The sequence below is a fragment of the Collinsella sp. LCP19S3_D5 genome, from assembly GCF_052121415.1.
Lineage (GTDB): Bacteria > Actinomycetota > Coriobacteriia > Coriobacteriales > Coriobacteriaceae > Collinsella.
In genome coordinates this window covers 46114-70992 of the sequence record NZ_JBQKEH010000009.1, presented here as the reverse complement: position 1 = coordinate 70992, position 24879 = coordinate 46114, and the positions used below count along the sequence as shown (strand labels likewise).

Annotated in this window: 26 protein-coding genes, 5 tRNA genes and 1 pseudogene; 9 read left to right on the top strand and 23 right to left on the bottom strand. The window is 58.7% G+C overall.

Annotation, left to right across the window (positions count from 1 at the left end):
• Positions 1-12 precede the first annotated feature (12 nt).
• The 4 genes from ACTQXO_RS05315 to ACTQXO_RS05300 all read right to left on the bottom strand — a co-directional run bounded on the left by ACTQXO_RS05315 (position 13) and on the right by ACTQXO_RS05300 (position 4651).
• Positions 13-1374 carry an ABC transporter permease subunit gene (locus tag ACTQXO_RS05315; RefSeq protein WP_441068495.1) on the bottom strand — a complete coding sequence of 454 codons (1362 nt, stop codon included), beginning with the start codon at positions 1372-1374 and terminating at the stop codon, positions 13-15.
• Positions 1375-1490: 116 nt separating this feature from the next.
• Positions 1491-2351 carry an ABC transporter substrate-binding protein gene (locus ACTQXO_RS05310; RefSeq protein ID WP_441041007.1) on the bottom strand — a complete coding sequence of 287 codons (861 nt, stop codon included), beginning with the start codon at positions 2349-2351 and terminating at the stop codon, positions 1491-1493.
• 147 nt (positions 2352-2498) lie between these two features.
• The gene (locus ACTQXO_RS05305; RefSeq protein WP_441545520.1) at positions 2499-3365 is read right to left on the bottom strand and encodes a deoxyribonuclease IV; all 867 of its coding nucleotides are present in this window, start codon (positions 3363-3365) and stop codon (positions 2499-2501) included.
• 95 nt (positions 3366-3460) lie between these two features.
• The gene (locus ACTQXO_RS05300; RefSeq protein WP_441545519.1) at positions 3461-4651 is read right to left on the bottom strand and encodes an aldo/keto reductase; all 1191 of its coding nucleotides are present in this window, start codon (positions 4649-4651) and stop codon (positions 3461-3463) included.
• A 162-nt stretch (positions 4652-4813) separates the two neighbouring features.
• On the opposite strand from ACTQXO_RS05300, the gene ACTQXO_RS05295 reads away from it, so the two are divergent.
• The gene (locus tag ACTQXO_RS05295) at positions 4814-5584 is read left to right on the top strand and encodes a cyclase family protein (protein WP_441545518.1); all 771 of its coding nucleotides are present in this window, start codon (positions 4814-4816) and stop codon (positions 5582-5584) included.
• Between the two features lie 116 nt (positions 5585-5700).
• On the top strand, positions 5701-6615 hold the full coding sequence (locus tag ACTQXO_RS05290) for a ketopantoate reductase family protein (protein ID WP_441545517.1): 915 nt from the start codon (positions 5701-5703) through the stop codon (positions 6613-6615).
• A gap of 91 nt (positions 6616-6706) precedes the next feature.
• Here the strand turns inward: ACTQXO_RS05290 and ACTQXO_RS05285 are convergent, their stop codons facing one another.
• From ACTQXO_RS05285 to ACTQXO_RS05275, 3 genes are all read right to left on the bottom strand, one after another.
• A complete protein-coding gene (locus ACTQXO_RS05285) occupies positions 6707-6925 on the bottom strand; it encodes a hypothetical protein (protein WP_154517389.1) in 219 nt (72 codons plus the stop codon).
• A gap of 185 nt (positions 6926-7110) precedes the next feature.
• Positions 7111-7887, bottom strand: coding sequence for a hypothetical protein (locus ACTQXO_RS05280; protein ID WP_441545516.1), 777 nt, complete (start codon positions 7885-7887; stop codon positions 7111-7113).
• Between the two features lie 317 nt (positions 7888-8204).
• On the bottom strand, positions 8205-9515 hold the full coding sequence (locus ACTQXO_RS05275) for an O-acetylhomoserine aminocarboxypropyltransferase/cysteine synthase family protein (RefSeq protein ID WP_441545515.1): 1311 nt from the start codon (positions 9513-9515) through the stop codon (positions 8205-8207).
• Positions 9516-9789: 274 nt separating this feature from the next.
• Between ACTQXO_RS05275 and ACTQXO_RS05270 the strand changes: the two genes are divergently transcribed.
• The 5 genes from ACTQXO_RS05270 to ACTQXO_RS05250 all read left to right on the top strand — a co-directional run bounded on the left by ACTQXO_RS05270 (position 9790) and on the right by ACTQXO_RS05250 (position 13400).
• Complete coding sequence (locus ACTQXO_RS05270; protein ID WP_427793852.1) at positions 9790-10737, top strand: LysR family transcriptional regulator; 948 nt, start codon at positions 9790-9792, stop codon at positions 10735-10737.
• 141 nt (positions 10738-10878) lie between these two features.
• Positions 10879-11364 carry a ribonuclease HI gene (gene rnhA / locus ACTQXO_RS05265; protein WP_370450639.1) on the top strand — a complete coding sequence of 162 codons (486 nt, stop codon included), beginning with the start codon at positions 10879-10881 and terminating at the stop codon, positions 11362-11364.
• A 74-nt stretch (positions 11365-11438) separates the two neighbouring features.
• Positions 11439-12545 carry a Gfo/Idh/MocA family protein gene (locus tag ACTQXO_RS05260; protein ID WP_427718592.1) on the top strand — a complete coding sequence of 369 codons (1107 nt, stop codon included), beginning with the start codon at positions 11439-11441 and terminating at the stop codon, positions 12543-12545.
• Between the two features lie 2 nt (positions 12546-12547).
• Positions 12548-12958, top strand: coding sequence for an acylphosphatase (locus ACTQXO_RS05255; RefSeq protein ID WP_427795950.1), 411 nt, complete (start codon positions 12548-12550; stop codon positions 12956-12958).
• A gap of 61 nt (positions 12959-13019) precedes the next feature.
• Positions 13020-13400, top strand: a complete 381-nt coding sequence (locus tag ACTQXO_RS05250) for a Fur family transcriptional regulator (RefSeq protein WP_154517406.1) — start codon at positions 13020-13022, stop codon at positions 13398-13400.
• Positions 13401-13475: 75 nt separating this feature from the next.
• Here the strand turns inward: ACTQXO_RS05250 and ACTQXO_RS05245 are convergent, their stop codons facing one another.
• The 3 genes from ACTQXO_RS05245 to ACTQXO_RS05235 form a co-directional block, all read right to left on the bottom strand.
• The gene (locus tag ACTQXO_RS05245; RefSeq protein ID WP_441545514.1) at positions 13476-14273 is read right to left on the bottom strand and encodes an HAD-IIB family hydrolase; all 798 of its coding nucleotides are present in this window, start codon (positions 14271-14273) and stop codon (positions 13476-13478) included.
• Between the two features lie 83 nt (positions 14274-14356).
• On the bottom strand, positions 14357-14935 hold the full coding sequence (locus tag ACTQXO_RS05240; protein ID WP_441545513.1) for an urease accessory protein UreE: 579 nt from the start codon (positions 14933-14935) through the stop codon (positions 14357-14359).
• 3 nt (positions 14936-14938) lie between these two features.
• Complete coding sequence (locus ACTQXO_RS05235; protein WP_055286916.1) at positions 14939-15367, bottom strand: FKBP-type peptidyl-prolyl cis-trans isomerase; 429 nt, start codon at positions 15365-15367, stop codon at positions 14939-14941.
• A 120-nt stretch (positions 15368-15487) separates the two neighbouring features.
• On the opposite strand from ACTQXO_RS05235, the gene ACTQXO_RS05230 reads away from it, so the two are divergent.
• Positions 15488-16501, top strand: coding sequence for a dipeptidase (locus ACTQXO_RS05230; protein ID WP_427747977.1), 1014 nt, complete (start codon positions 15488-15490; stop codon positions 16499-16501).
• Positions 16502-16575: 74 nt separating this feature from the next.
• Positions 16576-17352 carry a M48 family metallopeptidase gene (locus tag ACTQXO_RS05225; protein ID WP_441545512.1) on the top strand — a complete coding sequence of 259 codons (777 nt, stop codon included), beginning with the start codon at positions 16576-16578 and terminating at the stop codon, positions 17350-17352.
• A gap of 6 nt (positions 17353-17358) precedes the next feature.
• Here the strand turns inward: ACTQXO_RS05225 and folB are convergent, their stop codons facing one another.
• The 13 genes and pseudogenes from folB to ACTQXO_RS05160 all read right to left on the bottom strand — a co-directional run bounded on the left by folB (position 17359) and on the right by ACTQXO_RS05160 (position 24836).
• Positions 17359-17844: a dihydroneopterin aldolase gene (folB, locus tag ACTQXO_RS05220; RefSeq protein WP_441038743.1), complete on the bottom strand. Its 486-nt coding sequence runs from the start codon at positions 17842-17844 to the stop codon at positions 17359-17361.
• 43 nt (positions 17845-17887) lie between these two features.
• Positions 17888-18469: an HD domain-containing protein gene (locus tag ACTQXO_RS05215; protein WP_441038744.1), complete on the bottom strand. Its 582-nt coding sequence runs from the start codon at positions 18467-18469 to the stop codon at positions 17888-17890.
• A gap of 2 nt (positions 18470-18471) precedes the next feature.
• Complete coding sequence (gene folE, locus ACTQXO_RS05210; RefSeq protein ID WP_427718613.1) at positions 18472-19029, bottom strand: GTP cyclohydrolase I FolE; 558 nt, start codon at positions 19027-19029, stop codon at positions 18472-18474.
• 67 nt (positions 19030-19096) lie between these two features.
• Positions 19097-19678, bottom strand: a complete 582-nt coding sequence (gene nrdG, locus ACTQXO_RS05205) for an anaerobic ribonucleoside-triphosphate reductase activating protein (protein WP_427727760.1) — start codon at positions 19676-19678, stop codon at positions 19097-19099.
• Positions 19679-20104: 426 nt separating this feature from the next.
• Positions 20105-22327 carry an anaerobic ribonucleoside-triphosphate reductase gene (gene nrdD / locus ACTQXO_RS05200; RefSeq protein ID WP_427718616.1) on the bottom strand — a complete coding sequence of 741 codons (2223 nt, stop codon included), beginning with the start codon at positions 22325-22327 and terminating at the stop codon, positions 20105-20107.
• Between the two features lie 567 nt (positions 22328-22894).
• The gene (locus tag ACTQXO_RS05195; protein WP_154517425.1) at positions 22895-23077 is read right to left on the bottom strand and encodes a hypothetical protein; all 183 of its coding nucleotides are present in this window, start codon (positions 23075-23077) and stop codon (positions 22895-22897) included.
• Between the two features lie 216 nt (positions 23078-23293).
• Positions 23294-23368: transfer RNA gene (locus ACTQXO_RS05190), tRNA-Val, on the bottom strand.
• 3 nt (positions 23369-23371) lie between these two features.
• A tRNA-Gly gene (locus ACTQXO_RS05185) sits at positions 23372-23447 on the bottom strand.
• 33 nt (positions 23448-23480) lie between these two features.
• Positions 23481-23747, bottom strand: coding sequence for a hypothetical protein (locus tag ACTQXO_RS05180; protein WP_441038747.1), 267 nt, complete (start codon positions 23745-23747; stop codon positions 23481-23483).
• A gap of 32 nt (positions 23748-23779) precedes the next feature.
• Positions 23780-24379, bottom strand: a pseudogene (locus ACTQXO_RS05175) (alpha-amylase family glycosyl hydrolase).
• 154 nt (positions 24380-24533) lie between these two features.
• Positions 24534-24609, bottom strand: a tRNA-Gly gene (locus tag ACTQXO_RS05170).
• Between the two features lie 42 nt (positions 24610-24651).
• Positions 24652-24725: transfer RNA gene (locus ACTQXO_RS05165), tRNA-Cys, on the bottom strand.
• A gap of 35 nt (positions 24726-24760) precedes the next feature.
• Positions 24761-24836: transfer RNA gene (locus ACTQXO_RS05160), tRNA-Gly, on the bottom strand.
• Between the last annotated feature and the right edge of the window lie 43 nt (positions 24837-24879).

Here is a 24879-nt window from a genome sequence, read left to right as displayed (position 1 = left end):
AATAGAACCTCCTTACAGACCTGCAATATGATCGGCGGGTGTCGCGACAACCTGTCCGGCGCTCTTGGTGGGACGCTTCTTTTTGGTTTCGGCCGTCCCCAGAAGTCTCGCCTCAAGACCGCTCACCAAGCGCGCAAGCGGCAGGGTAATGACCAGATAGAACAGGGCGGCAACCACATACGGCGTGATGGAGCCCGTCGTCGCCACGATGGTGCGGGCATTCATGACGATCTCGACCACGCCCACGGCGGCGAGCAGCGACGTATCCTTGTAAAGCAGGATAAACTCGCTGGTCAGCGTAGGCAGGACATTGCGGAACGTCTGCGGAATCATAACGTAGAGCAACGTCTGAAAGGCATTCATGCCCAGCGAGCGGGCAGCCTCGTTTTGGCCCTTGGGAATCGACTGAATACCGGCACGGAAGATCTCGCACAGGTACGCAGACGAGTTCATGGCCATGACGATAACGCCCAAGACGTAGTCGTCCACCTTGACGCCGGCAAGTGGCAAGCCAAAGAACGCGATATAGATCTGCAGGAACGCCGGCGTACCGCGGATGATATTCACGTAGATGCCGGCAAGACAGCGCAGAATGCGCGACTTGGAGATGCGCATGAGCGACAAGGCAAAGCCAAAGGGGATTGCCAGCGGAAACGCCACAAGCACGATCGAGAGCGACATAAGGAAGCCCTTAAATACGACCGGCAGGCTCTGGACCAAAATGACCGGGTTCAAGAACAGACGCAGGAACATATTGGAATTCCAAGCCTCGACCCACGGCTGTTCCTTAAGATCGGCCTGGAAGTTATCGAAGGCCGTCACGCCCTTAATCTCGACGGAAGGAATCTTGGAAATCTTCTTGGTCGAACCGTCGGCGAGCGTATAGGTGCCGCTAAAGGCCTCGTCGCCGCCTTCGACGGGGAAGGTCACGCCGTACACCTCGACACGGAAAAAGCCGCCGGCAGGCGCCGTCTCGCCAAAGTCGATCTTGAGCGTCTGGCCATCAGCCGTGCACGTGGGCTTCATGGGTGTGCGATCCATGAGGTCCTCGCCCGAGAGCATCGTCAATCGCGTGTCATCGGTACCAAACGTCGTGCCGTCGACAAACGTCAGCGAAAGACCGCTCAGCTCCTCGTCGGCGTCGGCCTGAACTTCCCAGGTAATGCGTGTCTCGGTGCCGCCGACCACATCGCTGCCCGAACCGGTGTTGGGTCGGGCGGTAATCTTTGCGGTCTCAAGCGCTTGGGCAGTCGAGGGCGCAGATGCCCCCACGCACACCAGCGCGAGCGCCACGGCCATGACGCAGGCTAGCTTTTGGAGCAAGGCGGGTAGTGAAGAACGCTGCCCAGCGGCCCCTTTGTTCAGTCGAGACAAGGTGGCTCCTATCGTAGAAGTTGCCGGCAAATAGAGACGGAAACACTCTCCGTCGAGAGAAGCGCAAAGGCCCTCTCCGCTAAACGGAAAGGGCCCAAACGCAATCAAGTATCTGTTTACTTGATGTTGTACTTAGCCATGAGGGCGTCAACGGTACCGTCGTCGGTCAGGTCCTTGATGGCCTGGTTGATGTCGTCCTTGAGCTTGGTATTGCCCTGGTTGATGGCAATGGCGTACTCCTCGCCGGTGCTGATCTGTTTAACCGTGTGGCAGGTGTTGAACTGCTCGGCGGTCAGCTGGCTGGCAACGGAGCGGTTGGTGACTACGGCATCGCCCTTGTCGGACTGCAGGGCGCTGAAGCACTCGGTAGCGTCCTTGTAGGGGATGATCTTGGCCTTGGGGAAGTTCTCCTGAGCAAAGGCCTCGGCGGTCGAGCCAGACTGGACGATAATGGTAGCGTCGGCGTTGTTGAGCTTCTCGCTGTAATTGTCGGCCGTGATGTCGGTGTTATCGACCTTGGTCACGATAGCCTGATCGTCCATGTAGTAGGAATCGGAGAAAGCGACTTCCTTCTCACGCTCGGGCGTGTCGGTGATAGCCGCAATGGAGACGTCATACTTGGTGCCCGAAGCGACGCCGGGGACGAGCGTGTCGAAGTCGTTGTTGACGTACTCGACATCCAGGCCCAGCTTGTCGCCGATAGCCTTGATGAGCTCAAGGTCAAAGCCCTGATAATCGCCGTTGTCATCCTTGTACTCAAACGGAGCGTACTCGGCAGAGGTGCCGACGGTCAGCGTACCGTCCTTGACGAGCGCGTACTCCTTGGAGCCGTCGACCTTCTCGACCTTAGCGTCGTCAGAGCTGCTGGAACCGGCATCAGAACCAGAGGTGGCGTTGGACGAGCCGCAGCCCGTCAGTGCGAGGGCGAGCGCCATGGCGCCCGTGGCGGCAAATGCGCCAAGCTTCTTCAGCTTCATAATCAGTCTCCTTCCAATGGCCCCATGTGATTCAGGGGCCTGCAAAAACTGAGGGCTATTATGCACCCGCGTGAGAGAATCTGCAATTAGAAAACTGATTGAAACAAACCCATAACGTGAATGGAACACTCCACTTTATGACAGTCATTACTGCTGCAATGACCTTAATAGTTTAATTTCAGCCGCATAACCTGCAAGTTCGTTCGGCGTTTCCAAAATGAATGGCAGTGATCGCAGGCAGCTATTCGATACAATATTCTGCATAACCTGCATTCCACCGCCAAGTTCCTCGCTGCCGAGGTAACCCTTGCCGATGCATTCATGCCGGTCCTTATGGGCACCGCGGGGATTCTTGGAATCATTGATATGCACAGCGCGCAGGCGCTCGATACCCACCACACGATCGAACTCGTCGAGCACACCGTCAAGATCTTGGACGATATCATAGCCGGCGTCATTTACATGGCAGGTGTCCAGGCAAACGCCCAGCTTGGCCGACAGCTCGGGGCGCCTGTCAGCAACGCCCTCGATGATGATCGCCAGTTCCTCAAAGCTGCGGCCCACCTCGGTGCCCTTGCCGGCCATGGTCTCGAGCAGCACCGTCGTCTGCTGGCCCTCAAACATCACCTGGCACAGGGTGTCGACGATCATCTGAATGCCGGCGTCGGAGCCCTGTCCCACATGCGCACCGGGATGGAAATTGTAGAAGTTGCCGGGCAGCGCTTCCAGACGCTGCAGATCCTCAGCCATGGCCTCCAGGGCAAACTCGCGCGCCCGCTCTTTGGCCGAGCAGGGGTTATAGGTATACGGAGCATGGGCCACGAGGGGACCAAAATCGTTTTGTTCCATAAGCTCGCGTAGGGCCGCCACGTCATGCATGTCAAGGTCTTTCGCCTTGCCGCCGCGCGGGTTGCGCGTAAAGAATGCAAAGGTATTGGCGCCAATGGATAGTGCCGTCTCCCCCATCGCCCGATAGCCCTTCGTCGTGGATAGGTGACACCCAATCGTCAGCATCCCCAGCTCCCCCTCATCAGTTACGGTGAAATAGTTCCTGTTGATGCCTTATTCTGCCGCAAACAGGAACTATTCCACCGCAAGTTATAAAAGGGTCATGAGGAGCGCGTTTTGCCGAAGGCCTTAAGCACCGCCGTCACGGGGCCAGGCTGGAAACGTCGGCGCACATCGTCGAGACGCTCGGGAATATCGATGTGCTGCGGGCAGTGGCGTGCGCATTTGCCGCACTTGACGCAATTGCTCACCAACTTGGGCTCGCTTGTGCGCACCGCACTCGCCGTAAAGTACTGCGATAGACCCGTAAACCAGCTGTGCGCATAGCTTGCGTTGTAGGCGGCAAAACACCCAGGAATATTGATGCCTTTAGGACACGGCATGCAATAGCCGCATCCCGTGCAGGGCACGCGATTCGATTTTTCAAACTCCTCCAGCACGCGTGCGATGGCATCGAGCTGAGTAGCTGTCATCGAATCCGGCAGGGCCCGATCGGCCAACGCCGCGTTCTCATCCACCTGCGCGGTATCGGTCATACCCGAAAGCAGCATCGTCACCTGAGGATGATTCCACACCCACGAAAGCCCCCAGGCGGCAGGGGTGCGCAAATGCGGGTCACAGGCGTCATCGAGCACAGCGCGGGCCCGCGGGGGCAGCTTGCCTGCTAGACGCCCGCCCAGTAGCGGCTCCATCACAAACACCGCGAGGCCTCGCTCGGCGGCGGCCATGAGCCCCGCCGTTCCCGCTTGGTAACGCTCACCGGCATAGTTGTACTGTATCTGGCAAAAATCCCAGTCATATGCGTCAAGCATCGTCAGGAAATCCGCCGCGCTGCCGTGATACGAAAAACCAATCTGGCGAATGCGCCCCGCCGCCTTTTGACGCGCGATCCAGTCCTCGATGCCCAACGCCACCACACGTTCCCACTGGGCGGGCGAGGTGATGTTGTGCATGAGGTAGTAGTCGATATGGTCAGTCCGCAGGCGGCGCAGCTGCTCATCAAAGAAACGGTCGAAATCCTCCGCGCACTTGCACGAGGCGTGCGGCAGCTTGGTCGCGAGCAAAACCTGGTCGCGCAGGCCCAAGCGCTCAAGCGAAGCGCCTACGCAAGCCTCGTTGCCGGGATAAAGATAAGCCGTATCCAGGTAATTTATCCCCTGCTCCACGGCGCGGGAAATGATAGCATCGGCTGTCTTCGCATCGGGGCGTCCCGGCGCACCGGGAAACCTCATGCACCCCAGCCCCAACGCCGAGATACGGTTACCGCTTTTGGGGTCAACGCGATACTGCACGGCCCCTCCTCCCCCATCGAAGCTCTGACGCGGCGAAACAAACCCGTCACGTCACCGAAACACATCGGAATCGCAATCGAGAACGTATCGTAACCCAACAGAAATCGAGTCGTCATGGCAGCGCTTTAACATCAGCAAAAAGTCCGATGAAAGGAGCCAGCCATGCCCACGCTCGACCTTTGGAACCTCGCCACCCAGCTCAAAAGCACCGATTACCGCTGGATCGACCTCACCCACACGCTCTCGTGCGACACCCCGCACTGGTTTGGCTTTAAGCCATTTGAGTCCACCAAGCTCTTCGACTACCTGCCCGGCACGCCCGAGGATATGCTCGCGCCCATGCGTTGCTTCCAGTATTCGGTCGCCTCGCAGTACGGCACCCACGTCGATGCGCCGCGCCACTTTCATGTTGACGGCCGCTCCCTCGGCGAGATCGAGCCCGTCGAGTTTATGCATCCGCTCTGCGTGATCGATAAGCACGAGGAGTGCGCCGCAAACCCCGACTTTATCCTGACTATCGATGACCTCAAAGCTTGGGAGGACGAGCACGGTCGCATTCCCGAGGACGCATTCGTCGCCTTCCGCTCCGACTGGTCCAAGCTCGCCGACCTCGAAAACAAGGGCGAGGACGGCCAGCCCCACTATCCCGGCTGGGACCTCGACGCCATAAAGTGGCTCGTTGAAGAGCGCAACATCGGCGCCATTGGCCACGAACCGGCAGACACCGACCCCGCAACCATTACCACACACGAGGACGCCTACCCCTATCCCGGCGAACAATACATCCTCTCGGTCGACCGTTACCAGATCGAGGTCATGGACCATCTGGACGAGCTTCCCGCCACAGGCGCCGTCATCTTCTGCACCTTCCCCAAGGTGCGCGATGGCGTTGGATATCCCGCGCGCGTTTTTGCCATCTGCCCCGCGGCATAAGTTCCCATGCGTTTGTTCTTCTAAATTCAGCCTCCGGTGTACGCCACATGCCCCAGCGGCATACAATCCATCAGGCGCCCCGCACGCGGGCGCCTTTTTGTGAGGAGATGATTCACATGCAGATCAACAAGGTCGCCTTTATCGGCAAGGGCGGCGTCGGCCTGCTCTACGGCAGTACGATTGCCAAGGCCCTCGGCAATGACGCCGTCGAATACGTCATGGATGACGCGCGTTTCGAGCGCCACGTGGGCGATGCGCTCACCGTCAACGGAAAGCCCTGCGCGCTCAAGTCCGTCCGCGCCAGCGAGGCAACGCCCGCCGATCTGGTCATTCTCACGGTCAAGACGACGGAGCTCAGACAAGCACTCAAGACTATGGAGCGCGTCGTGGGACCCAACACACTCATCGCCTCGCTGTGCAACGGCATTACGAGCGAGCAAAAAATAGCCGAGCGCTTTGGCTGGAAGCACACCGTCCTGGGCATCTGCCAGGGCATGGACGCCGTATTCCTTAACGGCGCGCTCACCTTTACCAATGCGGGCGAGATTCGCTTTGGCGCGGCAGCAGGCACCGAGCCCGCAACCGTCACCGCCATCGATGAGCTCTACACGCGCTGCGGCATCGCCCATACCGTCGAGAGCGACATTGCGCACCGCATGTGGGCCAAACTCATGCTCAACGATGGCATCAACCAGACCTGCATGGCCTACGGCGGCACGTACGGGAGCGCCACGGAACAGGACTCCGAGCAGCGTCGCTGCTTTGTTTCCGCCATGCGCGAGACACTTGCGGTCGCCAACGCCGAGGGCGTTGAGCTTACCGAGGCAGACCTGACGCAGATGGTGCACCTCATCGAGGGAATCGACCCCGCCGGCATGCCCTCGATGGCGCAGGACCGCATCGCACAACGTAAAACCGAAGTCGAGGAGTTCGCGGGCACCATCTGCCGCCTGGCCGCCAAACACGATATCCAAGTGCCGCAAAACGATTGGCTCTACCAGAGGATTCGCGAAATAGAAAGCAGCTGGTAGCCTCGCCCGCACGGCGGCGCGCGCAATGTAAGCAGACAGGCCTTCGCGAGGATCCCATCGCTCGCGAAGGCCTGTCGCATTTAGGCCGAGGCTAAAACTGAGGCTCGTTTTGCGACTCCGGGACCTCGTCCTCGTCATCGCGGCAAAGCACCACGCCGGCGCTTCCCAACAGCGCCGCTGCAATCAAGGCGCTCACAACCACAGGAGCGGCACCCGTAGTGGACTGCAAGCCGGCAACTAACGCCGCCGTCGGACCAAGACATCCGATCAAAAGGGCAACGACGGCAATAGCGACATCTCGAGCGTTCATGGGATCACTTCCTCCACGAGAAAGACCTTGTTTCTCATGACTTAGTATGCCCCGTGCCCATATGCCCAACGTAGTGCCACGGTAAGGGCTCTGTTAACCCAAATGCATATAAAAACGGGCGCCTTTACATTGCCCGAAAGCTCGGTAAAGACGCCCGTCCATCATGTGCAATCGATGCCGACAGATTACCAACCGGTGTAGTAATCGGTAGTTCCGGCTGCGCAACCCGAATCGTAGACCTTGCACTCGCCCTTAGAGCCTGTAAAGGTCGAGCCCTGGGACTTATCGCTCGCAGCCACCACGTAGTAGCCGTCGGAATCACGCCAAAAGCCCTCGGAATCCAGCGTCCACTCACCCGTGCGGTGGTGATACAACACGTTGCTGCTGTAATAGGTCTCGCGACGACCGTTGTAGTTATTGACGCCGCTCGAGCGCGTCAGGCCCGAGCCGTTCGCGTAATACGCAGCAGACGCGTAAGACGAGCCGGAGCCGGCGTTGTAATACGAAGCCTGAACGGGCTCGGCAGCTTCTGCCTCGACGGCCGCAGCCTCGAGCGCCTCGCGCTTAGCATCCTCGAGCGTGGAGCGAAGCTCGTCGAGCTCGGCCGACTTCGCGTCGACCTCCTCCATCGTCAAAAGACTGCCCGCACCGTCGATACAACCCTGCAGTACAGCGCGCTCGTCATCGGTGGCATAGTCACCGTACATGTTCATGATGATCTGCGCGCGGACCTCTAGGGAATCGCGCTTGGCCCCCATCGAGGCGTTCCACTCCTGCATGGAGCCAAAGCCGTCGCCACGATAGTCGACGGGCTGCATCAGGGTCGCCTCGGACGGCGTTGATCCGACCGCGTCGGACAGTGTTGCCGCGTGGGCATCGGTTACGCCGGCACCCACTAAAAGCGCCACGGCAAGCGTGGCAGAAAGGGCAGCGGCCTTCGGTTTTCGTGAATCGATCCTCATGTAGCTGGAAACCTCCGTAGTGAGTTTTTGCTGCGTTTAAGCTGCGTGTGATTCGATCGCGCTGCATAGTACCCCGAGTAAATCGTGACCTGCGCTTTTTCTCAAAAGGTGCACGTCATTTGCGTAAAACTCACATCCTCTCAACAGGAGTTTTCCACATCTCGATTGCATAAATCATGCCAAAAACCCTGTAATAGCGCCCTTCCTATGCAAAAAAGGCGCCTGCGCAACCATTGTTCGCGCAGGCGCCTTGAGCAGGCATTTTATGCAGTTCAGTTATACCTATCGAGTCGCAAGGGGCCCTTGCACAAGTCGCCTTACTCGTCCAGCGCGGCAAAGGCCTGCTTCAGATCCCAAATGATGTCCTCGGCGTTCTCGGTACCAATGGAAAGACGGATTGTAGAGGGCGTAATGTTCTGCTCGGCAAGCTCCTCGGAAGAGAGCTGGGAGTGCGTGGTGGTAGCCGGGTGCACGACGAGCGACTTGACGTCGGCCACGTTGGCGAGCAGCGAGAACACCTGCAGGTGGTCAATGAACTTCCAAGCAGCCTCCTGGCCGCCCTTGATCTCGAAGGTGAAGATCGAGGCGCCGCCACGGGGGAAATACTTCTGGTACAGCTCATGGTCGGGGTGCTCGGGCAGGCTCGGGTGGTTCACCTTGGCAACATGGCCGTCACCGATCAGGAACTCAACGACCTTCTTGGTGTTCTCGACATGGCGGTCAACGCGCAGCGACAGGGTCTCGGTGCCCTGGAGCAGGACCCAGGCGTTAAACGGGCTAATGCAGGCGCCCTCGTCACGCAGCAAGATAGCACGGACATAGGTCGCGAAGGCAGCGGGGCCGGCGGCCTCGGCAAACGAGACGCCATGGTAGGAGGGATTGGGCTCGGCGATCTGCGCATACTTGCCGCTCGCCTTCCAGTCGAAGTTGCCGCCATCGATAATCACGCCGCCCAACGAGGTGCCGTGGCCGCCAATAAACTTAGTTGCAGAGTGAACGACGATGTTGGCGCCGTGCTCCAGCGGACGGAACAGATACGGGGTGCCGAAGGTGTTATCGACAACAACCGGAAGACCATGCTTCTTAGCGACCTCGGAGATAGCGTCGATGTTGGGGATATCGGAGTTGGGGTTACCGAGCGTCTCGAAGTAAATGACCGTGGTGTTGTCCCTGATGGCGCCCTCGACCTCGTCCAGGTTGTGGGCATCGACGAAGGTGGTCTCGACACCAAACTGGGAGAGCGTGTGCTCCAGCAGGTTGTAGGAACCACCGTAGATGGTCTTTTGGGCCACCACATGGTCGCCGGCCTGAGCGAGGGCCTGCAGGGTATAGGTGATGGCGGCGGCGCCAGAGGCGACGGCAAGACCTGCAACGCCGCCCTCGAGCGCGGCAATGCGGTCCTCAAAGACGCCCTGGGTGGAGTTGGTCAGACGACCGTAGATATTACCGGCGTCGGCAAGGCCAAAGCGGTCAGCGGCGTGCTGGGAGTTGCGGAACACATAGCTCGTGGTCTGGTAGATAGGCACGGCGCGGGAATCGGATGCGGGGTCGGCGCTCTCCTGGCCAACGTGCAGCTGCAGGGTGTCGAAACCAAAGGTGTGCTCGGGGTTGTTGATAAACTGGCTCATAATGATCTCCTTGATCAAACAAAAGTAATAAGAGTAAGAGAAGTAAGTCGCCGTCTCCTGATCACGCCGACGGGCGCAAGCAGGAGCCCGGCATTCGTCTTAGTAAGCAGTTCATATGCGGTCCTCCTTTTGACAACCCGTTCTCGTGGTCGGCTTAATTACCTACCGCCTTTGTGTGTTTTGAATAGTACGAGCATTGTTTCGCGCGGTCAATCACTTAAAAGCGCTAACCTGTTATCGGTTTTTTAGATAGCTATCGAAAGGACGGGTGCCGATGACCCTCCAGCAGCTTCGTTTTCTTATCGCCGTGGCAGAATCCGGCTCAATTAACGCCGCAGCTCAGCGCCTCTATACCGCGCAATCCAATATCTCCAACGCCGTCAAAAGCCTAGAGCAGGAGCTCCGTCTGGAAATCTTTACGCGCTCCAGCCGCGGCGTCACACTCACCAACGACGGCACCGAGCTTTTAGGCTATGCGCGCCAGGTCGTAGAGCAGGCCGATATGCTCGAGGCCCGCTACGAGGACGGCGGCACACCCCAGGCACGCCTTGCCGTCTCGGCCCAGCACTACGCTTTTTCGGTCGAGGCCTTTGTCAACGTCGTCGAGCGCTGCCGCGACAGTAAGTTTGAGTTCATCATGCGCGAGACCACCACGTCACAGATCATCGACGACGTCCGCGCATTTCGCAGCGATATCGGCATTCTGTATCTGGATGACTTTAACGCCCGCGTCCTGCAGAAGGCCTTCGCCGACGCCCGCGCAAGCTTCCATCCCCTCTTCGATGCAACGGTCCACGTCTTCGTTAGCGAGCGCCATCCGCTCGCACGCCGCCCCCAGCTATCGCTTGCCGACCTTACGCCCTATACGCGCTACAGCTTTGAGCAGGGGACCTCGAACTCCTTCTATTACGCCGAGGAGCCGTTTAGCTATATCCCCTGCGACCGCAACATCCGCGTTTCCGACCGTGGCACGCTCACCAATCTGCTCATCACGTCGAACGGTTACACTTTGTCGACCGGTGTCCTCTCCAATGAAATGCAATGGGGCATGGCATCGATCCCGTTGGCAGACGCCCCAATGATGCGCGTGGGCTACATCATGCACGATGAGCGCAAGCCCTCTCCCCTGCTGCGGCAATACCTCGACGAACTCGAACGCATCATCCACGAAAACCAACCATTTGGGGACGGGATAGAAATGGCAGATTTAAAAGCCCTCTAGCTCTTGACAATTCAGGTCGCCCATCTTTCTTGGCGACAACGTCTCCACCATCCTTGTGGAGCGGCGCGCCTCGCATAAAACAGGATGGACCGGGCGCTACAATAGACAGCCGCAAGAGAGGAACTCGACGAAAGGAAGTCTGTGAAGGTCATCATCTATACCGACGGCTCGGCTCGATCCAATCCGGGACGCGGTGGCTACGGCGCCGTGCTCAAATACACCAACCCCGCCGGCAAGACCTTCACCTCCGAGCTTTCGCGTGGCTACGCCAAGACCACCAACAACCGCATGGAGCTCATGGCGGTCATCGTGGCGCTCGAGGCACTCAACCGTCCCTGCGAGGTCGAGGTCCACTCCGACTCGCAGTACGTCGTCAACGCCTTTAACAGGCACTGGATCGACGGTTGGAAAAAGCGCGGATGGAAAACTGCCAACAAGCAGCCCGTTAAGAACCGCGACCTGTGGGAGCGCCTGCTTGCCGCAAAGAGCAAGCATAAGGTGGAGTTCATCTGGGTTAAGGGGCATGCCGGCCACGAGCTCAACGAGCGCTGCGACGAACTCGCCACCACCGCGGCCGATGGAGTCAACCTCGATATCGACACCGGCTTTAACGAGAGCGACCTGTAATAGCGTTTTCGCGCAGCTTTATATCCCCACGCGCTACACTCATCCTGTAGACCAAAACAACGCAAGGGGGACGTATGCTGCGCATCGCGACCATCGGCACATCCATGATCACCGACGACTTTATCCAGGTCGTCAATGCCAACGACCAGGCTGTATTCGTAGGCACGCTCTCGCGCAACGCCGAGCGCGGCGCCGCCTTTACTGCCGAGCACGGCGGCGAACGAAACTTTACTTCACTTGATGAGCTTGCAGCAGCCGCCGACGTCGACGCCGTCTATATCGGCAGCCCAAACGCACTTCACTACGAGCAGGCCCTTGCCTGCATCGCCAGCGGCAAGCACGTCATCGTCGAGAAGCCCTTCTGCGCCACCGAGGCGCAGGCGCTGGAAGTCTTCCGCGCCGCCGAGGCGGCGGGCGTCGTAGCCCTCGAGGCCATGCGCCCGCTCCATGACCCCGCTTTCCACGCCATCGAGGACGCCCTGGGCGAGATTGCGCCCATTCGTCGCGCCTCACTGCGCTTTGGCAAGTATTCTTCACGCTACAACGAGGTTCTCGCGGGACGCGCCACCAACATCTTCGACTGCCACATGGCCTCGGGCTCCCTCATGGATATTGGCGTCTACACCGTCGAGCCCATGGTCGAGATCTTCGGCATGCCCTCCGGCCTTACGAGCATGGCTACTCTGCTCGACCCCACCACGCAAGAGCTCACCCATGGCCCCATCGATGGCTGCGGTTCCATCCTCGCCAGCTACGGCGGTGGCCGTATCTCCGTCGAGCTCGCGCACTCCAAAATTACGAATGACCTACTGCCCTCGCAGATCGAAGGCGAGCGTGGCACTATCCAGATTGACCATCTGTCCACGCCCCGCAACGTCCGCATCGACTATCGCGGCGATGTCGTACGCGGCTCGGCGACCGAGGCGCCGCGCGAACAGAGCGACAACGGCCGCGTGCTCGACCTTCCCAAATCGAGCAACACCATGGAATACGAACTCGCAGACTTTATCACCGCCATCGGCGGCATCGATAACGTCAAGGAAGAGATTTGGGAGACCCCGGCGGGACGTCACGAGCTTGGCCACTATCGCGATGTCACGCTTGTCTCGCTGCGCATCATGGATGCCGTGCGCCAACAGGCCGGCATTACCTTCCCCGCCGATTCTGTCAAGCAGGCCTAGCGATGGGTATTTTCGACAAGCTTTTCTCGGGCGTCGCCGGCGGCAGCCGCGAGCCCCAAAAGCCCTCTGGCGTCGAGCTCGAGCTGCGCCGCAGGCTTACTGTGCTCGCAAGCGACGAGGCCACTCAAGACACTCCCCTGCGCTATTTCCTGCGCTGGGAGGGACAGGTCCAAGGCGTTGGTTTTCGCTTTACCAACACCAACCTCGCGCAGGCACGCGCACTCACCGGCTGGGTGCGTAACATGGAAGACGGCTCAGTCGAGATGGAGATACAGGGAGCTCCAGCAAACATCCTATCTCATCTTGAGGCGCTTCATGCCTCCTACGAGCGCATGGGAACGCGTTTTCGCCTCGTAGACGCCCAGGTCCGAGCCCCACTTGCCAATGAAGACGGTTTCACTCCTCATTATTAGTATTGTGTGCTAAATACGGTATCATTTACCTACGACCGTTAATAGAAAAGAGGCGAGGCGCATGGCGGTGCAAAGAAGGAATACCAGGCAGCGAAAGCTAGTTCTTGATGCCGTGCGCCAAAGCTACAACCATCCCACCGCCGAAGAGATCTACAACGCTGTGCGCGCGCAGGATGACAAAATCAGCCGCGGTACGGTCTACCGCAACCTCAATCTCTTGGCCGATGCCGGGGAGATTCTCTCGATTAAAACGCCGGGCGGCAGCCGCTTCGATCGTGCCATCGAGCCGCATGCGCATATCATCTGCACCTCGTGTGGCCGCGTCATCGATGTGCCGCTCCCCTTCAATACCCAGCTCGACGCCAGGGCATCCGAACAAATCGGATGGAGCGTCAGCTCGCACTACACCATCTTCGAAGGCCTCTGCCCCAACTGTAGGTAGATTTTGGGACATGCCTTAAAATCAACTTTTCACCGATTGCGGCAAAAGAAAGATTTCCAGGCATGTCCCAAATGTCTACTCAGCAAGTAGGCGACGCAGCTCTTCTTCGACCGTGCGCACGTAACGGACGCGGTCGTTGATACCGCGCATACTGGGATTGCAGCTCTCCATCAGACAGGGATGGCCCACCACGTTGAGCATGTCGCGGTCGTTTTCATTATCGCCAAACGCCATCATTTCGTTAGGTGAGATCCCCAGCGCACGACCATAATCGGCAAGCGCGGACCCCTTGCCCGAATCAAAGCCGATAAAGTCGGTCCATTCGGTTCCCGACGTCATCACATCGACCCGGTCGCCAAAGCGACGGACGAAATACTCCAGCGCCGCCGGCTGCTCTGTCTCGGGCGTTTGAAACGCGATCTTAATGACGTCCTCGTCGATGTCCTCGGGACGGTCGACCACCGCCACATCGCAATGGACCTCGTAGCGCAAATGGTCGACGAATGCATCGTTGCCGCTCATGGTGTAGAGGTGCCCCTCGCAGGAAAGGGTCACGTCGGCATGGGGATACGCAACCACGGCATTCGCGATATCCATAGCAAGGTTACGCTCCATGGAACGCTTGACAACGGCACGCCCCTCGCTCATCACGAGGGCTCCGTTTTCGCATACATAGGCGAGCTCATCGGCCACCGGGGCAAACAGAGAGCGCAAGCTCGCATATTGACGGCCGCTCGCCGGCATAAACACGATGCCACGACGATGCAACTCATCGATGAGCTCAAAGGCCTCGGAACGCGGCTCGCACTCCCCCGGATGCAGCAACGTGCCGTCCAAATCGCATGCAATCAGCTTGATTCCCTCAAGACCCATATGCTTTCCCCCACAGCACCTCATCAACAGCAAGACGGACTTTGAATAGCTGCCTCTCAAAGTCCGTCTTACTCATACGCACGTTAACCGCGCGCCTTTTTTACGATCGTAAAGTCGGGAGCCATGCTCACAACGGCATCCGCCGCACTCGACGCAAAGCGCCGGTCCGTATCGAGTTCACGGGTAACCACCGAGAGCATAACGCCCTCGACGCCCCGGAGCATGCGGCCCAAAACAGGCTGCACCGGCGTATACATGCGCACGGTATGCTCGTCCGAATCGCCTCGGAAAAGCGGCGCGTGCATATTGCCGATCTCCCAGCACGCATGCGCGAGCGCAATCGGATCCATGCGGTCGACTTCGACCAAATAGACCTCGGCGCTGCGCAGGCGCACGACAACCGCCACGGGCACCATGCCCGAACGGTCGATGGCGAGCACGTCGCCGTCGGCAAGACGACTGCCGTCGGCAGCATCTAGCCGAACATCGACCGTGCGCCCCAGCTCCGTCACGCCCGCAAACGCGCAAACATCAGCCTGGTCCCAATCGAGCAGCAGCTCGTCAACTTCAAAGATGCCACCCAGCTCCCGACGAAGCAGGAGTTCATAGGACGGATCGTTGAGATTTCCCAAGCATGTCGTCGAAACCAAGCGTTCAGGCATACTCTAACCCTCGACCTCGACGAGCTCGATATCAAAGTTGAGATCCTTGCCGGCCAGCTCGTGGTTAGCATCGAGCGTCACGGCCTCGGGCGTCACATCGATGACAACGGCAGGGACAGGCATGCCGCTCGGCGTGGACAGGAAGAGCTTCATGCCCTTCTCGATCTGCTCGATGTTGGGAACCTGCTCGGCCGGGAAGGTGATAACCATCTCGGGATTGTGCTCGCCGTAGGCATCGGCAGCAGGAATGTGCACGGTCTTCTTCTCGCCCACCTGCATGTCGACAACGGCGGCATCGAAGCCCTTGATCATCTGACCGGCACCGCAGGTGAACTCCAGCGGCTCGCCGCGATCGTAGGAGCTATCGAACTGCGTGCCGTCGTCGAGCGTGCCGCGATAATGGGTCTTGACCTTCTTGCCCTGGTTGGACATGGAAACCTCCGTGATAAGGGCGGCACACAACGCGGGCCGCCATGAACGTATGGCGCTAACTATACCCTAGTCATACAATTCGAAGACAGTTTGCAAAGAAACGCTGCAACCGGAGGAACCATGGCATATCCCGTATTTGACTTGCACTGCGACACCGCCGACCGCATCGGCTGGGCCACACTCGATCTCGACCTGCGCTTTACCGCCGGCACCGACGGTTATTTCCCCGGCGACGAGACGCATCCGCAAGATTTCGACCTCATCGAGGGCAATGCCTGCGCCATCTCGCTCGCAAAGATCGGCAACACGCCGTGGGCACAGTGCTTCGCCACGTTTATCCCCGACGAGATTCCCACCGCCCACGCCGCGCGCTTCCAGGCGCAGATCATGGCGCATATGAGCGGCCAGGCAATGCTCAACCACGACCGCATGGTCAACGTACGCAGCGCCGCTGACATTCGCCCTGCGCTCAAGGACGGCAAGGTCGCCTGCATCCACACCATCGAAAACGCCACGTTCTTTGCCGAGGACCCCGCACTGATCGAGGTGCTCAAGAGCTTGGGCGTACTCATGTCGTCACTCAGCTGGAACGCGCAGGGGCCGCTCGCGAGCGGACACGATACCCACGCCGGCCTCACCGCCGCCGGCATCGAGGCACTTACGCAGATGGAGCACGCCGGCATGGTGCTCGACGTCTCCCACCTCAACGATGAGTGCTTTGACGAGGTCGCCGCCCGCGCCACGCGTCCCTTCGTCGCCAGCCACTCCAACTCCCGTGCGGTTTGCGGTGCCAAACGCAACCTTACCGACGACCAGTTCCGCACCATTCGCGACATGGGTGGCATCGTCGGCCTCAACTACTGCAGCGAGTTCCTTTCCAACGACGCAACCGACAAGACCGCCGCAGACGTCACCTTCGATCAGCTAGCGGCACATATCGAGCACTGGCTCGACCTGGGCGGCGAGGACGTCATCGCGCTCGGCGGCGACTGGGACGGCGCCACGGTCCCCGCTTTCCTCTCCGATGCCAGCAAGATGCCCGAGTTCCAGAACATGCTCTCCAAGCATTTTGGCAAGACCGTGATGCAAAAGCTCTGCAGCGACAACGCGCTTGCCTTCTTTGAGCGTTATTAATTTCACATCCCTTGAGCGGGCCGGCATGCCGAACGGCTGACATGCCGGCCCGTCCCCAATCTGAAGGACCGCTTTTGACGCAGCAGTTTACGATTTCCGTATCCCGACCGGATGGGATGCCCATCCCCGTCGTCGTTACCAAAAAGCGTGTCAAGAACTTCAACCTACGCGTCACATCGAGCGGTGAGGTCCACGCCAGTGCGCCGCTCGGCGCCAGCCGCGAGCGTATCGAAGCATTTGTGAAGCGCAACAGCGCCTGGATTATCAGCCGACTTGCCCAGCGCGAGCAACGTCAGGCGACGGAGCGAGAGCCGCTCAGCCCCTCGTCCATCATTGCGCTTTGGGGCAAGCCCATCACGGTACAAGATGCGCTCGATCACAACTTTGCATCACCCGCACCGCGACCCAAACAGGCCACCTTCGCAAGTTTTATGGGTACCGACGAGCCAGACGAACACCCACAGGCCAAGCGGCACGCAATCCTCGACGGCCTAACGCCCGATGAGCTCCAAGCCCGCATCGACCAGCTCTATACATCCGAGGTCACCACGGCGCTGCGCGATATGGTGCGCACATACGAAATCGCAATGGGTGTCGCCGCTTCCCGCGTTTCCGTGCGCAGCATGAAAACGCGCTGGGGCTCGTGTACGCCCAAAACCGGCGCCATTCGCATCGCACGCGAGCTTGCCGCCTACCCCGTCGAGTGCCTTGACATGGTTGTCGCCCACGAGCTCGTCCACTTGCTCGAGCCAAGCCACAATCAGCGGTTTCACGCCCTGCTCGACACGTACTGCCCCAACAATAGAGCTCTGTCGCAGCGGCTCAAGCAGCCACCCATAGAGACGTATTAGAACCGGTTAGCGCACGCGCTCGATCTCGACACCGCAGCTTGCCAGGGGAAGACCGACGGGCGCCCAAGGCTTATCGAGCTTAACACGCACGCCGAGCAGCAGGGGGTAACGACGTAGCAGCATCTGGGCCACGCCCTCGGCTGCGGCCTCGATGAGCTTAAACGTATGCTCGCGCAGATAGCCATCGACATCGTGGCACACCGAGCCGTAGTCAATCGAGGCATCCAGGTTATCGTGCTCCCCTGCTGCACGCAGGTCGGCATAGAGCACCAAGGACACGATGAACTTCTGACCCAGGGCGTTCTCCTCGGGATACACGCCGTGGTTGGCAAAGACCTCAAGACCTTCAACGGTGATGCGATCGGCATGGCACAGATCGTCATAGCTCACGTGGGGCACCGCCGTTGCGGTGGATATTTCGTCCCTTCCACGGCGGGCGAGCTCGGCGCCTTCAGTCTTGGTTGCATTCTCGGGCAGTTTCTTGTTGGTCATCGCGATCGTCTCCTTCGTTTAGAACCCCGACCGCGCAAACCAACTACACGCGAATCGACAGGTTCTTTTTATCATCGCTCCAGTTGCAGGCATTGCGCGCGGGGCATGCAAAGCAGGCGCGCGATGCTTTGTCGGCTGCATAGAGCAGACGCTCAAGCGGTTGGCTGTTCGCGCGCAGCTTTCTATGGCCTAAAATGGCCGTCTTAATGGCTGCGGCATCGGCCGGATCAAATGCCACGTCATCGGGCATGCCGCCAAGAATCGCATCAGCGACGCGCTCGCTTGCAACATCATGGGATATACCCGATTCATACTGTTCATCTTTGCCGATATCGTGAAGAAGTGCCGTGGCGTAGATGACCTCGCGGTCAAATTCGAGCTGTTCCTCAAGATTCTTAATCCACATAATGCGCGCGACATCCAGCAGATGGTCAATACCGTGGCGGCAGAAGATACGCCCCGATTCCAACTGTGCAATGTTGCCCAGGTGCCGCCGGAACAGCCCGTTGGCACAAATGTAATCAATGCGAGGCATGGCGCCAAAGGGAGTCAGGCCCGAAGCCATAAAGCCGCGACGCGGCGTCCCCTCATCGGTCTTCGATGTAAAGTCGTTGACGACTCTCATGGTTAGCGGCCCAGCATCCTAAAGAATCGCTCCTCGAGCGCGGGATCGGTCTCAAAGACACCGCGACGAGCAAGCGTTACGGTCTTGGTACCGGGCTTTTGCACGCCGCGCATGGTCATGCACATATGCTCGGCTTCCATCAGAACGATCGCCCCTTGGGGAGCAAGATATTCCATGAGGGCATCGGCAACCTGCGCGCACAGCTGCTCCTGCAGCTGCAGACGACGGGCATAGACCTCAACCGTGCGAGCAAGCTTAGACAGACCCGCCACGCGACCGTTAGGGATATAGCCGATCGCAGCCTTGCCATAAAACGGCAGCAGATGGTGCTCGCACAGCGAGTAAAACGTAATGTCGCGCTCGATAACCAAATCGTTCGAAGCGACGGCAAAGGTTTTGGACAGGTGCTCCTCGGCACTCCGGCCCATACCGCCGGCAATCTCGCCATACATACGGGCGACGCGTGCCGGGGTCTCCAGTAGGCCCTCACGAGTTGGGTCCTCGCCTATACCTTCAAGCAGCAGCTTAATAGCAGTCTCGACTTTTTCCTGATCGACCATCTGGGCCTCACTTTTTTCGATTTCGCGTTCGCGCTATGGTACCACGCTGGAACGCAACCTCTTCCAGCTACATAGTATGGGTCGAATAGACCGGATCGTCCCGCCAAAGCTCCACAGCGTCGCAAAGCGCAACGCCCTCGCGCGCAGCACGAGCGCGCGTGGCGTTCATGTCGATCACGCGCTGATTGCTCGAGCCCCTAAAGCGCAACGAAATATCGTACAGATCTTGAACGAACGGACCGTCCACCAGCATGTCGAGGCAAGCAAGGATACGGTCCGTCACGTCGGTATGGTGACGGCCGCCCGGCATTAGTTCCTCGAGCACGTCACCGGTAAAGCACCAAATGGTCTTCCCAGACTCCACAGGGTAGGTCGCACGCACGCGTTCGATAAAATCAACGAGCCCCGCCTGGTTCTCGGGTTCCATAGGCTCCCCGCCCAGAATCGTCAGGCCATCAATAAAGGGATGATCAAGACTCTCGATGATTTTGTCCTCGACGGCACGATCGAACGGTTCACCCGCGGCAAAGTCCCACGCGACGGAGTTAAAACAATTCTTGCACCCACGACGGCACCCACTCACAAACAGAGAAGTACGAACGCCTTCTCCATCAGCAATGTCGAAATACTTAATGTTCGCGTAGTTCATAGGTAACCTTCCTGGGGGTCTGGAGCATATCATCCCGTCCTCAAACATTCTCGGCCTTCGGCCTGCGAAACTGCGGGCGGGACGATATGCTCCAGATCCCTCGCGAGCGACACTCGGTGAACAAAGCGAACATCGAGTATGGGGTTCGAGGTCCAATAAAAACTGGGTTGCGGCTCAACCGCCATCGCAAGTAAATCGCAGCTGCAGCTCGAATTATTTCCGCCAAGAACTTCGAGGAGTGGGCAGACCGCATGCTGCATCTCAGCTACATCAACTTGGCTGCCCCGTAGCGAGGCCCCGGACCTTTACTCGATATGAGTTCCGCACGAACAGGAGGCGCCAGTGGCGCCTCCGTCGTGAGCCAGGACTGTCCGAAATAGCGAGTAAAGGTCCGGGGCCTCGCTACGGGGCAGCCTGGGATGGTTATTAGAGATGCAGCACGCGGTCGCGGATCTCCTCGGTTCGACCCTGGTTCCAGAACTGGGTACCGATGTAGCCGCACGTGCGACGGGCGACATTCATCTTCTCCTGGTCACGATTGCCGCAATTGGGGCACTCCCACACCAGTTTGCCATCGTCCTCGACAATGCGAATCTCGCCGTCATAGCCGCACACCTGGCAGTAATCGCTCTTGGTGTTGAGCTCAGCGTACATGATGTTGTCGTAGATGTACTGCATTACGCGAATGACCGCCTTGAGGTTGTCCTGCATGTTGGGAACCTCAACGTAGGAGATAGCACCGCCCGGCGAAAGCTGCTGGAACATGCCCTCAAACTTAAGCTTGTCGAAGGCATCGATCTCCTCGGACACGTGGACGTGATAGCTGTTAGTAATGTAGCCCTTGTCCGTCACGCCCGGGATAATGCCGAAACGGCGCTGCAGGCACTTGGCGAACTTGTAGGTCGTCGACTCAAGCGGGGTGCCGTACAGCGAGAAGTCGATATCGCTTTCGGCCTTCCACTCGGCGCACTTGTCGTTCATGTGCTGCATGACGGCCATGGCAAACGGCGTGCCCTCCTTCTCGGTGTGGCTGTGGCCCGTCATGTACTTGACGCACTCATACAGACCGGCGTAACCCAGGCTAATGGTGGAATAACCGCCCACGAGCAGCTTGTCGATCGTCTCGCCCTTCTTAAGGCGCGCCAAGGCACCGTACTGCCAAAGAATCGGCGCAGCATCCGAAAGCGTGCCCATCAGGCGCTCATGACGGCACAGCAGGGCACGGTGGCACAGCTCAAGGCGCTCATCGAAGATCTTCCAGAACTTGTCCATGTCCTGATGCGAGCTCAGCGCGACATCGGGCAGGTTGATGGTCACAACACCCTGGTTAAAGCGACCATAGTACTTAGGCTTGGTCGGGTCATAGTTCAGAGCGTTGGCGACATTGTTAAAGCCGTTGCCCGAACGGTCGGGCGTCAGGAAACTGCGGCAACCCATGCAGGTATAGCAATCGCCGTTGCCGGCGGTCTCGCCCTTAGACAGCTTGAGCTCGCGCATCTTCTTCTCGGAGATGTAGTCGGGCACCATGCGCTTGGCGGTGCACTTGGCGGCGAGCTTGGTCAGATAGAAGTACGGCGAATCCTCGCGGATGTTATCGTCCTCGAGCACGTAGATGAGCTTGGGAAACGCCGGGGTGATCCACACGCCGGCTTCGTTCTTAACGCCCTCATAGCGTTGACGAAGCGTCTCCTCCACAATCATGGCAAGGTCGTGCTTCTCCTGGGGCGTACGGGCCTCATTGAGATACATAAAGACCGTCACGAACGGCGCCTGGCCATTCGTGGTCATAAGGGTCACGACCTGATACTGAATCGTCTGGACGCCGCGACGAATCTCATCGCGCAGGCGTTCCTCAACGACCTCGCGAACCTTCTCGGCAGATGCCGAAACACCGAGCTCCTCAAGCTCGCGAGCAACCTCGCCGCGAATCTTTTGACGGCTCACCTCAACGAACGGGGCGAGATGGGTCAGCGAAATAGACTGACCGCCGTACTGGGAGGAAGCAACCTGAGCGATAATCTGCGTCGCGATGTTGCAGGCGGTCGAGAAGCTATGCGGCTTCTCGATCAGCGTGCCCGAGATAACGGTGCCGTTCTGGAGCATGTCCTCCAGGTTCACCAGATCGCAGTTGTGCATGTGCTGGGCAAAGTAATCCGAATCGTGGAAATGGATCAGGCCCTCATTATGGGCATCCACGATCTCCTGGGGCAGCAGCACGCGTTGGGTCAGGTCCTTGGAAATCTCGCCGGCCATATAGTCGCGCTGAACGGAATTGACGGTCGGATTCTTATTGGAGTTCTCCTGCTTAACCTCTTCGTTATTGCACTCGATCAGCGACAGGATCTTGTCGTCGGTCGTGTTCTTTTGGCGCTTCAGGCTCTGAACATAACGATAGATGATGTAGCGGCGAGCGACCTCGTAGCAGTCGAGACGCATGATCTCGTCCTCGACCAGATCCTGGATCTCCTCGACCGATACGGTATGGCCGGCCTTCTCACATGCCTCGGCGACGTTTTGCGCCGCGTAGATCACCTGGCGGTCGGTAAGACGAGAGCCCTCCTCGACCTCCAAGTTGGCGGCGCGAATCGCATTGACGATCTTATCGATGTCAAAGGCAACCTCGGTGCCGCTGCGCTTGATGATCTTCATCCTCTTGCCTCTTTCGCGTCGTAATCCCATTGCGCTTCAGAGCCAAACGATGCCTGGCAGGGCTTGTCCCTGTCTTGCGGCGCCGTCGCGCAATCTGTGTTCTCGATAAACCATAGGTCCTCATGCGGACAATCCTCGCGGCCGATCAAGCGGCTCAAAGGCGTGTCCAAATGGGACGAACAAGGTCTTCGTTCTCTGTCCGCCATCTATCATACGACAAAGACGCCTCTATATCCTGTATTCTTTTTTTAGGTCAAACACAACATATAGTGTTTCAGCAGGTCAAAGCAATTGGTCATTTTACAGACACATTAATTATGAGGGTTTCTCGGCAAGTCGGTAAAACGTTACCAACGCGGCTACCTGCAAGGCAGTTATAAAACCCCCTAGTCAAGCCGCCGACAAATCCTACCAAAACCAAGCCGCTCACGCGAAAAGAATCCAAAAGATTATGCTTGACCAACATGTTGCGGTCGAATGCCGGCGGACGGAGTGACAGGGCTGCAAACGCTCGGAAGACTACAGCCCCGACACCCCGTCCGCCGGCATTCGATAGGCGAGGGGCTATTAGTTCTCTTCGCGAGCTATCATGCGGCCGAGAGCCGCTGTAAAGGGATCGAGCAGCACGCCGGCGATAACCACAAAAGCCCACCCCTTTGTGACAAGGCCCGCCCAGCGCGCGAAGAACGTACGGCCTTCAATCGTTCCGAATCCTCCCTGGAAGGCAATCTCGCCAAAACCGATCACCATAAAAGATTGCGCGGGGGTCAACCATGGAAACGCGGGCGACGTGCACGGTTATGATCAAAATAATCATCTCCCACGAGACCAAGAGGCCAATAACGACAAATTATGCTGGGCAGCAAATGCAACGTGAAAAAGCGACCGAGGTCGATAATTTGACGGCATATTATGTGTGTTTATAACAAAACAGTCCAGAAGCAAAGCCTCTGGACTGCGAACATTTGGTGGGCGTTACAAGATTTGAACTTGTGACCTCTTCCGTGTCAGGGAAGCGCTCTCCCCCTGAGCTAAACGCCCAAATGGAGCGGACAACGGGGCTCGAACCCGCGACCCCAACCTTGGCAAGGTTGTGCTCTACCAACTGAGCCATGTCCGCTTACGGGGATTAATCTTACGTGATGCCCGCATCTTATGCAAGAACTTTTTTTGAAAAGTTTTGCGACGCCCTCGCGAACCTCACGAAGACATCAGCCACCTCAAAAAGGCCGAGCTCCTCACCCTGATACACGTATGCCGAGCCCGGAAGCGCCAGCTCAAGCAAAAGGGCCGCCCGCGCGCGGCGCTCGCCGAGTTCACGGTCCTCGTCATAAGACGACCCGTCGCGTAAGAGCCAGTCGGGCGCAATCTGGCGGTAGCGCGTCGCCTTGATTTGCGGCAGGGCATAGCGCGTCGCCACGCGCGATAGATCTCGTGGACCTCGTTGCGGTCTCACAGCGGATGGGTGTCGTCGTCAACCATGTCATCGCCCTCGGCGAGATGCCACCGGTCAGGGTCATCGCGGTCGAGGTCCTTGGCGAGACCGTGCGCCACATCAATGCGAAAGCCTTCAACGACTCGATCGCTCCAAAACGTCAGGACGTCGCAAAAGAACGCATGAACCTCGGGGCATGACCAGACAAAGTCCGGCCGCTCGGGCGTAAACATATGCAGCTACCACTGACCGTCCGCAACACGCGTCCAGGCGGGGCCGCCAAAGTTGGCATTCCAATTGGTGGGAGGCAGCTCGCCATGTTCGCCGCGACCATCGCGGAATATATAACGGGCGCGTTCGGGCGATCCAGGGCCGGCGGCAAGAGCGGCTTTGAACCAGGGGTGCTGGTTGGATGAATGATTGGGCACGATGTCGACGATGACCTTGATGCCGCGCGCGTGAGCCGCAGCGACCATGTCATCGCAGTCGTCAAGCGAGCCGAGACGTGGGTCGACATCGCAGTAGTCCGCCACATCATAGCCACCATCGACAAGAGGCGATGGGTAAAACGGGCTCAACCAGATGGCCTCGATGCCCAGCCGCTCAAGATAGTCCATCTGCTGGGTAATGCCCGCGATGATACGCCCAAAGCTGTTATTCGCGGCAAATAACGCCACGGCCACGCCCCAAGACGCTCGCTCCCTCTCGGGTTCGAGCCTCTGCAATGGGTACGAAAAAGCCCGGCTACCGTGGTAGTCGGGCTGTTGTGCTTGGAGCGGACAACGGGGCTCGAACCCGCGACCCCAACCTTGGCAAGGTTGTGCTCTACCAACTGAGCCATGTCCGCATATGTAAAACAAAACGGGCGCCGGAGCGCCCGGATGTTGCCTGGAGGCGAAGCCCGGATTCGAACCGGGGGTAAAGGCTTTGCAGGCCTCTGCCTTACCACTTGGCCACTTCGCCGAAAAAGGACCGTTAAGAACGGTCCGGAAATGCAATGGAGCGGACAACGGGGCTCGAACCCGCGACCCCAACCTTGGCAAGGTTGTGCTCTACCAACTGAGCCATGTCCGCTTGCGGGTTATTAATTTACGCGAGTTATCCAAAAGACGCAAGT

What these genes read in the sequence shown, in the direction of transcription:
- ACTQXO_RS05310 (WP_441041007.1), bottom strand. Translation starts at nt 2,351, where the DNA reads ATGAAGCTGAAGAAGCTTGGCGCATTTGCCGCCACGGGCGCCATGGCG.
- ACTQXO_RS05305 (WP_441545520.1), bottom strand. Translation starts at nt 3,365, where the DNA reads ATGCTGACGATTGGGTGTCACCTATCCACGACGAAGGGCTATCGGGCG.
- ACTQXO_RS05295 (WP_441545518.1), top strand. Translation starts at nt 4,814, where the DNA reads ATGCCCACGCTCGACCTTTGGAACCTCGCCACCCAGCTCAAAAGCACC.
- ACTQXO_RS05290 (WP_441545517.1), top strand. Translation starts at nt 5,701, where the DNA reads ATGCAGATCAACAAGGTCGCCTTTATCGGCAAGGGCGGCGTCGGCCTG.
- ACTQXO_RS05285 (WP_154517389.1), bottom strand. Translation starts at nt 6,925, where the DNA reads ATGAACGCTCGAGATGTCGCTATTGCCGTCGTTGCCCTTTTGATCGGA.
- ACTQXO_RS05280 (WP_441545516.1), bottom strand. Translation starts at nt 7,887, where the DNA reads ATGAGGATCGATTCACGAAAACCGAAGGCCGCTGCCCTTTCTGCCACG.
- ACTQXO_RS05275 (WP_441545515.1), bottom strand. Translation starts at nt 9,515, where the DNA reads ATGAGCCAGTTTATCAACAACCCCGAGCACACCTTTGGTTTCGACACC.
- ACTQXO_RS05270 (WP_427793852.1), top strand. Translation starts at nt 9,790, where the DNA reads ATGACCCTCCAGCAGCTTCGTTTTCTTATCGCCGTGGCAGAATCCGGC.
- ACTQXO_RS05260 (WP_427718592.1), top strand. Translation starts at nt 11,439, where the DNA reads ATGCTGCGCATCGCGACCATCGGCACATCCATGATCACCGACGACTTT.
- ACTQXO_RS05255 (WP_427795950.1), top strand. Translation starts at nt 12,548, where the DNA reads ATGGGTATTTTCGACAAGCTTTTCTCGGGCGTCGCCGGCGGCAGCCGC.
- ACTQXO_RS05250 (WP_154517406.1), top strand. Translation starts at nt 13,020, where the DNA reads ATGGCGGTGCAAAGAAGGAATACCAGGCAGCGAAAGCTAGTTCTTGAT.
- ACTQXO_RS05245 (WP_441545514.1), bottom strand. Translation starts at nt 14,273, where the DNA reads ATGGGTCTTGAGGGAATCAAGCTGATTGCATGCGATTTGGACGGCACG.
- ACTQXO_RS05240 (WP_441545513.1), bottom strand. Translation starts at nt 14,935, where the DNA reads ATGCCTGAACGCTTGGTTTCGACGACATGCTTGGGAAATCTCAACGAT.
- ACTQXO_RS05235 (WP_055286916.1), bottom strand. Translation starts at nt 15,367, where the DNA reads ATGTCCAACCAGGGCAAGAAGGTCAAGACCCATTATCGCGGCACGCTC.
- ACTQXO_RS05230 (WP_427747977.1), top strand. Translation starts at nt 15,488, where the DNA reads ATGGCATATCCCGTATTTGACTTGCACTGCGACACCGCCGACCGCATC.
- folB (WP_441038743.1), bottom strand. Translation starts at nt 17,844, where the DNA reads ATGACCAACAAGAAACTGCCCGAGAATGCAACCAAGACTGAAGGCGCC.
- ACTQXO_RS05215 (WP_441038744.1), bottom strand. Translation starts at nt 18,469, where the DNA reads ATGAGAGTCGTCAACGACTTTACATCGAAGACCGATGAGGGGACGCCG.
- folE (WP_427718613.1), bottom strand. Translation starts at nt 19,029, where the DNA reads ATGGTCGATCAGGAAAAAGTCGAGACTGCTATTAAGCTGCTGCTTGAA.
- nrdG (WP_427727760.1), bottom strand. Translation starts at nt 19,678, where the DNA reads ATGAACTACGCGAACATTAAGTATTTCGACATTGCTGATGGAGAAGGC.
- nrdD (WP_427718616.1), bottom strand. Translation starts at nt 22,327, where the DNA reads ATGAAGATCATCAAGCGCAGCGGCACCGAGGTTGCCTTTGACATCGAT.
- ACTQXO_RS05195 (WP_154517425.1), bottom strand. Translation starts at nt 23,077, where the DNA reads ATGGTGATCGGTTTTGGCGAGATTGCCTTCCAGGGAGGATTCGGAACG.